This window comes from Paenibacillus aceris (assembly GCF_017874035.1).
Taxonomy (GTDB): domain Bacteria; phylum Bacillota; class Bacilli; order Paenibacillales; family NBRC-103111; genus Paenibacillus_E; species Paenibacillus_E aceris.
In genome coordinates this window covers 461,692-474,246 of record NZ_JAGGKV010000005.1, presented here as the reverse complement: position 1 = coordinate 474,246, position 12,555 = coordinate 461,692, and the positions used below count along the sequence as shown (strand labels likewise).

5 protein-coding genes and 1 rRNA gene are annotated in these 12,555 nt (G+C 44.3%); all 6 read right to left on the bottom strand.

The features are described from left to right. Nucleotides 1–96: ribosomal RNA gene (locus J2Z65_RS12775) — 16S ribosomal RNA — on the bottom strand; the annotation flags it as partial. A 473-nt stretch (nucleotides 97–569) separates the two neighbouring features. Further along, nucleotides 570–5,855 carry a polysaccharide lyase family 8 super-sandwich domain-containing protein gene (locus J2Z65_RS12770; RefSeq protein WP_167058643.1) on the bottom strand — a complete coding sequence of 1,762 codons (5,286 nt, stop codon included), beginning with the start codon at nucleotides 5,853–5,855 and terminating at the stop codon, nucleotides 570–572. Continuing rightward, complete coding sequence (locus J2Z65_RS12765) at nucleotides 5,824–8,877, bottom strand: chondroitinase family polysaccharide lyase (RefSeq protein WP_167058646.1); 3,054 nt, start codon at nucleotides 8,875–8,877, stop codon at nucleotides 5,824–5,826. Before J2Z65_RS12765 ends, J2Z65_RS12770 begins: the two co-directional genes overlap by 32 nt. Nucleotides 8,878–8,879: 2 nt before the next feature. Next, the gene (locus J2Z65_RS12760) at nucleotides 8,880–10,490 is read right to left on the bottom strand and encodes a type 2 periplasmic-binding domain-containing protein (protein ID WP_167058649.1); all 1,611 of its coding nucleotides are present in this window, start codon (nucleotides 10,488–10,490) and stop codon (nucleotides 8,880–8,882) included. A 54-nt stretch (nucleotides 10,491–10,544) separates the two neighbouring features. Next, entirely contained in the window at nucleotides 10,545–11,429 is an 885-nt protein-coding gene (locus tag J2Z65_RS12755) for a carbohydrate ABC transporter permease (protein WP_167058652.1), read from the bottom strand. Between the two features lie 18 nt (nucleotides 11,430–11,447). Beyond that, entirely contained in the window at nucleotides 11,448–12,395 is a 948-nt protein-coding gene (locus J2Z65_RS12750; protein WP_193580933.1) for an ABC transporter permease, read from the bottom strand. Nucleotides 12,396–12,555 lie beyond the last annotated feature (160 nt).

Sequence of the window (12,555 nt, the reverse complement as noted above, 5' to 3'; positions counted from 1 at the left end):
ACCCGTCCGCCGCTATCCCCGAAGGGACCGCTCGACTTGCATGTATTAGGCACGCCGCCAGCGTTCGTCCTGAGCCAGGATCAAACTCTCCATAAAGTTACCCAAAAAAGTGACGTTAACCTCCGAAGAGAATTCCGATTACTTTTCCGGGGCCCATATTTTAAGCTTAATTGTACTCATTGACTTGCTAGCGAGATTTTGCAATCTCATTTATAGTCGATTGCTCGACTGTGCTTACTCACTCGTTGTTCAGTTTTCAAAGATCAATTTCTTTCGTTCACCGCCGCGTTACCGAAGCAGCGAGATGTAATATATCATGGTGGCAATTTGAAAGCAAGTGTTTTTTTAAAACTTATTTTTGTTATCACCATTTAAGAAAACAACGCTTAACTTGGGTACATAAGTAACCATATACAAACTGTTTATTAATTGGTGGATTTGCAATATACCATGGATTTATGAGTAATACAACCCTTTAGTTCAAAAAGTTGAGAAACGACAATTCCCCCTCTCCTACAACGGAGAAAAGGCAACCGATCTAACGGCTACCTTTTTCTTTGTTAAGACATCTATTTCTTCTTAAGAAAATTGTATAAAGCTTCTGCTGTTTCAATTCGTAAGGCAGTAGAAGAAGGGAAGAAGCGCTCGTTTGATCTTCCTGAAAGAATGCCTAGTTCGATGGCCTTGTTAACACCATCTTTTGCCCATGTGGAAATGTCGCTTTGATCTGTATAGGTTTCAAGTTTACTCTCTATTGACGTATAGCTGCCATTCAAATACTCATATGCTCTGACTAAAAGGATAGCCATCTGTTCACGAGTAATTTCAGAATTCGGATCGAATCTCTGTTCAGTGACTCCCGAGACCAACCCGGCTTGGCTTGCTGCAGCAACATACTGGGCATACCATGCGTCTTGTTGAACATCTTCGAATTCCGAAGTTTGCATTTCCAGCTTCTTCAAGTTCAATAAACGTACCAGCAGCGTAGTAAATTGTGCTCTAGTCGTCTTCCCATTGGGACTAAACTCTTCAGAAGTAACTCCATCAATGATGTGCATCGCAAATAATACCTGTACAGCCCGTAAAGCCCAGTGAGTTTCAGGTACATCTTTAAACTTTTTATGATACTCCAGCACAGCGAAAATGCCCGGTTGGTCCGGTGTAAATTTGGCTTGTTTAGACGATAGATCAATGGTTCCACCTATATATTCCCATTTTCCGTTCGCTATATGATAACTGTAAACGCCAAGCAACGCGGGATCCTTGCCTGCAGGGTCAAACGGGAGAACAATTTCAACGCCTGATTTAAAAGCATTCGCTGGCCAAGTTTTACCCTCATCAGAGCGTAAGCTTAGTGCAAATTCAATGGCACTACTTGCTAGATTTAAACGAACAGTAGGATCTGCTACGCCCGTTTGCGTAATGGAGGACTCCGAGATAGGCTTTGCCATTATATCTAGCGTAGTTTTACTGACATCGCCATTTACTTTCTCCTTAAGTGCTTTTAGCATTTCGGGAAGAATTGTAATCTGAGCCGACTCTCCGTAAACCTCCAGAGGGAGACTCGGAATCTGCGAAATTGGCAAGGAAACTGTATCCTTTCCATGTCCAAATCCGACCGTTGCTTTGTCGCTTTGTACGTTTACTACATCCGTCTGAACCGTTGGTTGAACGCCAGATGGTCCGGATGGTCCGGATGATCCAGCTGGTCCAGCTCCAGCATCTCCTGACGGCTCCGAAGGATTTTTCAAAGTGGTCACAGACACGTCAAGTGATTCTGCACTCCAATTTCCAGCTAAATCCTTCACTTTCACATGGAACGTATACGTGCTATTTGGCAGCAAACCTTCAATTTGTTGATTATGAATATGCCCTGGAACCAAGACAGATTGCTTGTCGCCCCACTGAATTTGATATTCTGTGACCTCAACGTTATCTTCCGCGGGAGTCCAATTCAATGTCACCTTGGATGAAGTCACATCCGATGTTGTCACCTGCCCTTTATTGCCCCAAGTTGGTGCTGTAACGTCAGGTTCAGGCACCATTTGCATAGATACAAACTGAGACTTCCCCAGCGTGTCTTTTACACTTACTTTCAACTTCAAGTTAGGGATTAGCTGTAGAATCTCTATTCGATCATCTTTGCTAATCACATTTTGGGCAGACTTATCCAGTTCAATTTCAATGAATCCATTGTTCTCCAAAGTCGGATCAGCAACCGCTATCTCGTAAATTCCCGTCGATTTATTCGCTTTCATCATTACGGATGCTTTGCTGTTTGAGGTCAAGCCGTCAACTGTCGTGACTTTATCTCTCCAGAAATTGAAGCCTGCCATTCCCAGCTTATTTTCACGAACAGCTTGAACATCCTCTGAATTAGCCAAAACGGTGTAATCTGGAGACGAAGCGTACACAGCGGTTTCGGCCTTGCTTGCATTAGGCAGGATGGCATATTGATAGGAATCGTTGCTTGGATTAGAACCATGATCCATCCACATAGTCAGAAAATTGTTCTTTAAAAGTTCCGAAGGCACTGTTGCAGATGGAGGATTACTAAGGTTCGTATCCGACAATCTGCCCTCTTGTTGAGCACGCATAAGTTTAAGCGGTTGCGTACCAGGAAATACATAGCCTATACTTGCTCCAGCCACATTTCCTTGCAAATGAACCCATTCAGGATGTTCCAGGATTTCCTCCCCAAAAAATCCACTCTTCAACTCACCGTTAACATAAAGCTCGTTCGTGTTATTATCTGTAAGCTTGCGCTGTTCTACGATTGTCTCTACATTCCTATTATCTGTACTTGTAATATCAGATCCTAATGCAACAATTTCATTATCAAATGTAAACCACGACTTATTCGCTTTCAGTTTTGTGCCGTTCTGGATTAAATTCATCCCTGTAACACCATACTTACCTAATACTGCGCCACCTGCCCAGGAGTTCGCTGGAGGCATTTCACCATCTCCATATTGGTACTGATCTGAAGTTCTTGGTCTAAAAACGACAGTCGTACCCGGTAAGCGATACCAATTAATTGTTGCCCAGTAGTTATCCGTGTATTGGGATAAATCGTTATTGTACAGGTAGGTCATGCCATCACCGGTATACCAACCTTTCGCATTCTCACCATTCGTCAACTCGTAGGTAGCAATTCTCTTGGAACTCTTACTAACCCCAAATAGATAGCCGTCGCCTACGTGTACGCTGCGAGCCATCGCGTTCAGTTCAAAGTGGGCCGGAAGTTCTTCTATAGGTTGAATAGCCGGGTCTTCGATCCACCCTTTAATCGTGTCGGACAAATCCAGAGGAAGTTGATAATAAGTCAGCCCTCTTTCCAAAAGAAACTGAAAGTGATATTTAATAAAGCTTTTTAAATAGGCCGCCTTCTCTTCGGAAGCTGTTTGGGCTATACGTGACATACCAATTAAAATATTTTTTGCCGAACCATAGGAATCCAAGGTTTCCCTTACAATCGCACGTCCACGAGTCATATCGAGTATCTGTCCTTTGTACATGACCGGAGCATAGCCTTCTTCGATCCATCGATATACATGCTCTACCTCAGGAACATTGGGCTGCCAAGTGCTTCCATTCAATAGCAGCAGTAAATTTCCCATCCCATTAATAAGAACTTCACCATAACTACCTGTATAAGGAACCGTACCGTGCTGAATAAAAGATCCATCTTCATAGAAACCATCGCCCGTTGTCACATAATCAAAAAGTGGTGTCAGCCCGTCACGCGCATGAATAAGACGATCATAGTTTTTCTCAACGAGACCCATTCTCGTTTGAATCAGCATAATATCTGAACGGTTGGCCCCCTGCTGTGTAAAAGAAGGTAAAGTAATATCTCCAATGTAATGATCAATGCTTGCCGTGTTTCTTAAAATCTGTTCTGGCGTCAAATCGTCATACATGAGGATGAGAATATCCGCCAAGCGAGTTGGCGTGCCGATATCCCAGTTCCACCAATTTCCGAATTCAACTCCCGTACTCGTGTATAAATGATCTAGCATCCATTCCATGGCTTGAACAATATCTCTCTTTAACTCTGGGTTGTTATATAGAGGAGTTCCCTTCGTTGCGAAGGACTGTGCCATCGCTTTCAAACGTGTATAGTGATCCGTAACAAATGTTGAGTCAGAAGTGGAAGGCGCCAAATCTGCCCATAGCGTATTACGGGCGCCATCTAGTTGCATGCTATCCCAATACATTTGTGCTTTCGCTGCATTGTTATTGATTATTGCTTTTACTTCCATGTTATCAACGTCCAAAGAATCTTTACCGGTTATTGTTTCCTTCCAGCGAATTCTGATTTTATCGTATTCTTGCGGATCTTTCAGCTGGGGAGCTTTAACCTCAATCGTCGAAGTTGCTTGCTCGCCATTTGACGATCTAGCCGTTATTGTTGCTGTGCCTACTGTCAAAGCCTTCAAGTTCCCATTCCCGTCTACACGAATTACACTTGGATTACTGGATTGCCAAGTCAACAACTTTTCGGTAGCGTTAGCTGGCTCTACAACGGTTTCCAATTGTAAAGTATCATACTTCGTCATTTGTAAAGGCGCATTCATGAAACTTACCTTTGTTAGTGGAATGAACGGAGTTACTGTAACCTTAGTTTTGCTTGTTATTGCTCCGTTTAATTCGGATGTAGCTGTAATCGACGTATTTCCTTCCGTAATTCCTGTTACTACTCCATTCATATCAACTGTAGCGATATTCGTATCAGATGAACGCCAGTTTAGCTTTTTATTCGTTGCATTCTCAGGTTGGAATACGACCTGTAACGAATGCGTTTCCCCCTCTACCAAGGAAGCCTGATCCGGTAAGCTGATGTTTTCCAAAGCAACTGGTTTGGTAATCGTTATCGGGATTGTTTTCGAGTATGCTCCGCCGTAAGTGCTAACAGTAACCGTCGTGCTGCCTTCCTTCACTGCACGAATCATGCCGTAGGTGACAGTTGCAACGGTTGGGTCGGCACTGCTCCAAAGCAAGCGTTGATCTGACGCATCTGCCGGTACTGTAGATGCTGTAATGGACCTACTTATCGTCTCTGACAATTCAAGCGCTTCAAGCGAGGTATTTATACCTGTCACGGGTACATAATCAGAAAGTTTTAAATCGTCCACATACCACTCACCCTGAATCCCACTGCCAAAATATTGATACATATAGATATGCCTTATATTTAACCAGGTTGCTGGAAGGGATGATTCCCCTAAATATTGATCATTTACAAAGTAGATTACCTTCCTGGCAGAGTTGTCAACGAACAGTTTCAACCGGTACCAGGAATTAGCCTCGTAATTGGCCAACACCTTATTATTCGCATCCCTTACTTTACCCGTGTTATCGAATGAAATCACCGAAATATTCGTCGTTGCCGTGGCGGGGACCGGCGCGTTTAAGCTCCTGAATTGAATGTCCCTGCGATGCTGCGTACTATTCATATACACGGAAGCTTCGAACACGAGATTCCCAGAAATTCCGGTATTTCCTGTTACGGATCCACCCAAATTGTTTCTTCCAGTATTTATGTTTGTTGTATTTGAAACTATCTTGAGACTGTAATCATTACGCAAAGGGGCTTTTTCCATCATGACATAATCAGTATTTACAGCAGAAGTATAGATCCCCCATGCGCCCCCAACAGTTCCGGTATATGTTGACGGATTGTAGAGCTTCGTATTTTTGGCAGTAGCACTTTCATCATAATTCACACTGACGTGCACGGTTGCAGCAGCTTTTCCAACTGGAAGCACGCCGATTCCCGGATTTATCCCAAATGAGACGAATACCGCAAGAACCATTGTACTAGCTAATAATTTCTTTATCGAAAGTCTCATACGAATCCCCCAATTCCCCTACATACCCTTTCTGTAAAACAAACTCCCGTGGCATCGCGTCTTTACCTTCCATTTCTATCACTGTATGATCAGCCCTATGTTCTGCGATTCGGCAACCAAAGCAGTCTTCTTTCAGGATCCAATTTCCTTTCATGGTAATGCGCATCGTATGCTGAACGCTTTCAGCATGGACCCACTTCCGTGAATAAAGACTGACTTCTACTTGGTTGCCATCCTCATCATACTGGTCTGATTCGATACCTTCGTATAATCGTAAATCAGGATCGACAGCGCTTACGGTCAATTCATTGCTTGCCTCGCGGATCATGATCATCGCAGGTGTATCGACATCTGCGATCCAGCCCGTGTCGACGGTTGCATTTGCCTCGAACAACGCATAGGCGGTCGTTTGGTTAACATGATCCTTCACGATGTGTGCGCTGCGATCTTTGCGGAGTACGGTGTATGCTGCCGTTTCCAGGCTTTTCATGTTCTCGCAAAATGCTTCGATACCAGCGCAGTCTGTTTTCACAAGGATCGTATATTCATAACTCCCTTGTTTAGGCGCGCAGCCATGCCCCAGTATGGCTGTAGCAAAATCGCCCTGCGTATCCGCATCCGTAGCTTGATGCTTTGAACGCTGAACGCTCCTGGTTACCGACAGCATTTGTCCTGCCGGGATATAATAGCCATTCTCCTTATGATCCAGAAGCCATATGGGCTCTTCCAATACACGCTGATACGAGTAAGGAAACTCGCAAATAGGGCTGTTGTCATTCACCCAGATTGGACTTCCCAGATCAGCGAGATGATTCTGAAACAGCGTCGTTTCGGTTGGATAGACCGAGTTCGTATTCTCAATATCCGAACCAAGACAAATGATTCGATGATCAAAAAAGAACACGGATTTGCGTGCACGGTGGCTTCCTTCATACTTCGGATGCTCGTGCAGCTTCATCGCGAACATACCGTTCCGCCCTTCCAAATTCAATCCTCCGGCATATGTTTCATCCGAAAGCAGCATCTCTTCGAAGCCGCTAAACGTATCCACGTTCCGAACATTTGAGCGCAGATCGGCTATCGGTTTATGTACGGTCGTTGTCCCTGGCCAGCGGTTCCAATCCCAGCCGTCGTGATGATAACCGCTGGCCGCATTATTTATGGGCTCACCTTGGCTCATGATTTGCAAATGGCCATGCGAAATGTACCGACCATATAGGTTGGCGCTTACATACGTTTCGTTCGCCCACAAATACCGGTTGTGCCCTCTTGCGCCTGCAAGCCAAGAGTCTCGGCGATGAATCGCCAGCGCTGCAAAATTCATCGTCCAATGTCCGTTTGGATCCGCTTCCGGTGCAATGCGCATAGCCAAAAACCGCTCCGCAGCCTCGGATTTCTCCCCGTGAGGGAGCAGCCGTAAATAGGTGGCCGCCACCTCTTCGTCAACCGGTTTCGATCCGTCTGGGGTACCCGATAACGCCATATATTTGTAGGGTTCTACTTCCAATGCTCCCTTCCCCGTAGGATGGCGCGCCGAAAGACTAAGAAGCCATTCGTATTTATTCGAATATAATCGCAAAGCTAGCAGCGCTTTACGGACAGACTCGTGTGCTCGTTCATCAATCCGGTAAACCGTACCGCTTATCAGATATATAACCGGCGTAACTCCGAGGAAGCCGCCTACGGCATACGCTGGGTAGTGGTTAACATGATGGTAGGCAGAACCATCTGATTTGTATGCGGACCTCAAGCCTGGTGCAGGTAAAAGAGAATGGCTGAGCCATTCTCTGAACGATGACAGTTCACGCACTTTCTTTGGCGTATCGTGCAAGATCAGTAGACTTGCCAGAATACCATGCAGCGTCGTGTTGAATATATCGATATTTCCTTCAATTTCATGAAACGGTGTATGAATTCGTCCGGCGCCGCTGAACCAATACATCGTTTTCTGTGTTCGTTGAAGTCGCCCGGCTTGTTCCAGCTCATCTCGCATCAAAAAAACAGCCGGATAATAATGACGGAAATTGTAACCGAAATGATGAACAGTCCCTTGAGAGCTGCCATACGTCCACCCTTGATCGTCCATATGATCCAGTAAATCAATAAACATGACTTGCAGATCCTGCTTCCAACTTGAAATTCCCGTGGAACGATAATTGACGGCAATTTCCAGCATGAAATCCGTATAATCAGATAGCTGTATACTGTTAGCCCGCTCCTTCAATCGTTCTTTGTCCGATTGTGGAAAATGGTCGAAGAAAGGAAGATCGATGGGCCGTCCTGAGATCCTATCCCCCTTTCGAGTGATTTCGAATGTGGAAAAAATCCCCTTAATTCGAATCATGTCTTCATGGGTGACTAATCGTCCTTTTAAGAACAACTTCTCGAAACGCTCATTGATAACCGCATGCGCCCATAGCTGCTCGGGTGACACAACTTCAGGCACCGAACGCCTCCGCTCCAGCTCCTCAAAAACATACAAGCTTAGCCAATGTGCGTTAGCTTTGTTATCTGCCTCCAGATTAACGAACGGCACTTGCTTATCCCGTGTATGAAAACGCGGATCGATTGATGTGTTCAGCATGAGCTGATTTATGTACAAATTCCCCGTGCCGATTGTCTTCGGTGCGCGAATGATCAGGATGTTCATATCGGGATGCGGCTCCCCTTGCATGTCTCGCTCATAAGCAACCCAAGCAGTACGCCATCCGCGAAAATTGAGGTGGAACTCAAACTGGCAATCCACCTCATCGCTCCGTCCAAATTGAAAGGTAAGCACATCCAGCAATGGTTCTGAGTTATAAATCCATACAACGAACGAATCGCGTGCCTGACTAATTGAACCCTCTTGAAAAGGGCGATAAAGAATGGGGTGATTCACTTTCAAGTAGGAGTCTATGGTATATTCCCATTGCAGACTATGAGTACCATATTTGCAATACTCGTCGCTAATAGATAATTGTGAGCAGTTATCACATGAGAACTGCGGCGGGATTTCATTTTCAAAAGAAAATATGTTCATGCTTACTCTCCCTGATAGCGATCATACACCGCTTGATAAATCTTCATCATTTTATCAAGACCCATTTCGTTCAACTTCTTCACGTAGTCGTCCCATTCTTTCTCAATGCCACCTGACATCATCCATTTTGCATACATTTTACTAACGTATGAATCCACATCCGTCAAATAACGTGAAATTTGATCGTTTTCTTCCGAGGTGAAATAGGCTTTCGGAAATGCATCATTGACAAGAAACGGGCCGTAAACGTTGTCAATGTCGATCTTGGACCGTTTACCTGTAGGTGTAGTTACGACCATATCACCTGCGGTCTTCGTGGTAGCCCAAACGGAATAAGCCGTAGGAGGTACTTGTTTGAAATCGTCCTCATTAGCCCCTTGCGGAAGTAGTACGGATTCATACTTTCCATCTGAGCGTTCTTTCAGGCTCTGGCCGCCAATCACGCCTTTGCTAAGCTGCATGGAATTTTTCGGATCATACATGTTATCAATCCAACGAATTGTTGCTTCTGGATGCTTGTTAACATTGGTGATTGCGAACGAACCTCTCAGCAGAATTCCCGCTGGATACTCAGCCCACACTTGCTTCTGTCCTTTCGATCCTTTCAATGGCGGAAGCGAAACGTAGTCCTGATTAGCCGGATTCCAATCAAAAGCGACGCCTACAATCCCTTTGGCTGTTTTGGCATTGAACACCTTGGCGTCTTGCGTGAAGCTTTCCTGGTCGATTAAGCCCTCGGAAATAAGCTTGTTAACATATTGAATGGCTTCCTTGTATTCCGGCTGAACAGCCGTATAAATTACTTTGTTATTCTCAACGGACAGATGATTGTTTCCCGCTTTATGAACATCACGATCAACTCGACCAAAAGCGCCGAACAAGGAGTTCACATCGTTATTCCAATTTTGTAGAAATGACATCGGTATCTGATCCTTCTTATTGTTGCCACCAAGATCATTTTCCTTGAACGCCTTCAACGTTTTGTACAATTCGTCGGTAGTCGTCGGCATAGGAAGTTTCAGCTCATCTAACCACTTTTTGTTAATGAACATCGTTGATTTCGTTCTTGAATACGTTTCATCGATTGTCGGTAGGGAATAAATATGTCCGTCCGGAGCCGTCAGCTGTTTTTTGTAGACTGGATTATCCTGTAGCAGCTTCTTTACGTTCGGCGCATATTGATCGATGTATCCTTCCAGCGGAATGAGAATCCCCTGCGAACCGTATTTAACAATATCGGTGTCTTCGCTCAAAATACCATGCGCGTAGAAGGCGTCAGGCAGCTCACCGCCGGCAAATAACAGGTTTTTCTTTTCCTGCCAACTGCTTCCCGGTGTCAAGCTCCAATTGATATGGATGTTCGTTTTCGTTTCTACATCCTGAAAAAACTTATAATCGTTCAAATCTTTACCTGACGGCGGTTTGAAAGCCGCAATGTTTAATGTCAGCTTCTCTTTAACAATCGGAAAGTCGGTTACGTTCAAATTGCTCGGCACTTGTGCCGAAGCCTGTTTGTTGTCAACTGTTCCTGCTTGCTTATCTCCACAACCTGCAAGTCCGACTGCAATTGTAAGTGTTAGTGCAATTGTACATAATTGCGATTTATTATTCATATGCCAGCACCTGTCCTCTCGAATAGATCATATCTTCATGCATGATACCCGCGACTACCCTTTTAATGAGCCGACTAACGCACCTTTAACAAAGTATCTCTGAAGAAAAGGGTACAAAATAAGCATGGGTAGACTGGAGACAATGATAATTGCGTATTTCATCAGCTCAAGCTTTTTCTGCTGCTCTTGTGAGCCATCCAGTAAATTTTGCAAATCAGAGCCTTCATTCATGATCAGGATGTTCCGCAAAATAATTTGTAGAGGCTGCATCCCGTTACTTTTCAAATAAATCAACGCCTGAAAATAGGAATTCCAATGCCCTACTGCATAAAACAGTACCATCACCGCCACAATCGGCAGCGCCAAAGGAATGGCGATTTTAACAAAAAACTTCAAATTCGAGCAGCCATCGATCATGGCCGATTCGAGCACCTCACCCGGAACGTTTGATTGAAAAAATGTACGAACGATGATGACATTAAACACGGAAACAGCATTCGGAAGGATCATCGCCCATGTCGTATTCAGCATACCGAGGTCTTTAACCAGCAGGTAGGTTGGAATAAGCCCGCCGCCAAAAAACATGGTAAATACAAGCAGGAACATGAATACATTCCTTCCGACCAAATCCGTTCTGGAAAGCGCGTAGCCGGCCATAACCGTCAGAACAACATTAATCGTCGTTCCGGTAACCGTATACCATAACGAATTTTTAAAACCGATCCAAATGGTCGCATCGGAAAACAACCTTTTGTAGCCATCCCATGTCACTTGTTCAGGCAAAAACAACAGCTTCCCGGAGTAAACCAAGTCAGGATTCGTCACGGAAGCGGTTACAACAAAATAAAGTGGGTATAGAACAAGTAGGAGCAGGATCACAATCAACGAATAATTGAGTACGTCGAACATAACATCCGCCCTATTCTTAGCCAGCTTCATAGATTCCCCCTCCTCCCTTTACCATAAGCTCGTTTGTTTTAATGATTTAGCTATTTTGTTTACACTGATTAATAAAATAAAGTTGATAATGGTGTTAAACAAACCGATCGCAGATGCATAGCTGTACTGGGCTTGCACAAGTCCCGATTTATAAACGTATGTCTGGATCGTCTCTGACGAATCGATATTCAGTTGATTTTGCATCAAATAGACTTTCTCGAAACCAACACTCATCATATGCCCCATGTTCATAATCAACATGATGATAACTGTCGGCATGATCGCTGGGATATCGATGTAGAACACGCGCTGCAATTTCGTCGCTCCGTCGACGACCGCTGCCTCGTGGAATTCAGGATTGACGGATGTCAGAGCAGCAAGGTAGATAATCGTTCCCCAGCCCATATTTTGCCAAATCCCGGAGAAGACAAACACGGTTTTGAACCAATCGGCACTACCCATAAAAAATATGGGCTCGATGTTGAATACACCTAGCAGGTTGTTCACTGCGCCTGTTTTGGGAGACAGAAGCAAATAGACAATTCCGGCTACAACAACTGTGGAGATGAAATGCGGAGCGTATGTAACCGTTTGCACAAAACGTTTAAAACGCTCGCTTGTTAGCTGGTTAATCATTAACGCCAGAATGATCGGAGCAGGGAACGCCACCAGAAGTTCATAGATACTGATACCAAGCGTATTTCTAATAATCGTTCCCAGTTGATACGATTGAAAGAATCGTTCAAAATGATCGAAGCCAACCCATGGACTGCCGACGATCCCTTTTACCGGATTGAAATTTTTAAATGCAATCTGCAAGCCATACATCGGTATATAATGAAAAATAATAAAATAGGCAAGCGTTGGCAGAAGAAGAAGGTACAAATCGTAATTACGCGCAATTTTTTTGATCGTTTTGGACAGCTCGATTTTAGACGTTTGCTGGTTGTTACGCTTGTTTGTCATTTTGACATTCACCACATTCGACTTCAATGACATTTTTATTTTCACCTCCACTGTATCTTTATGGATGCAACTCCTATGAAGGCAATTGCATGTATAATTGATATTTAAACATCACCGCTGCATCCGGTATATAAGTGAGATCGCCAATCGCAGTATGCGA

Excerpts from the sequence above, each read along its gene's own strand:
- J2Z65_RS12770 (WP_167058643.1), bottom strand. The coding sequence starts at position 5,855 with ATGAGACTTTCGATAAAGAAATTATTAGCTAGTACAATGGTTCTTGCG.
- J2Z65_RS12765 (WP_167058646.1), bottom strand. The coding sequence starts at position 8,877 with ATGAACATATTTTCTTTTGAAAATGAAATCCCGCCGCAGTTCTCATGT.
- J2Z65_RS12760 (WP_167058649.1), bottom strand. The coding sequence starts at position 10,490 with ATGAATAATAAATCGCAATTATGTACAATTGCACTAACACTTACAATT.
- J2Z65_RS12755 (WP_167058652.1), bottom strand. The coding sequence starts at position 11,429 with ATGAAGCTGGCTAAGAATAGGGCGGATGTTATGTTCGACGTACTCAAT.
- J2Z65_RS12750 (WP_193580933.1), bottom strand. The coding sequence starts at position 12,395 with ATGACAAACAAGCGTAACAACCAGCAAACGTCTAAAATCGAGCTGTCC.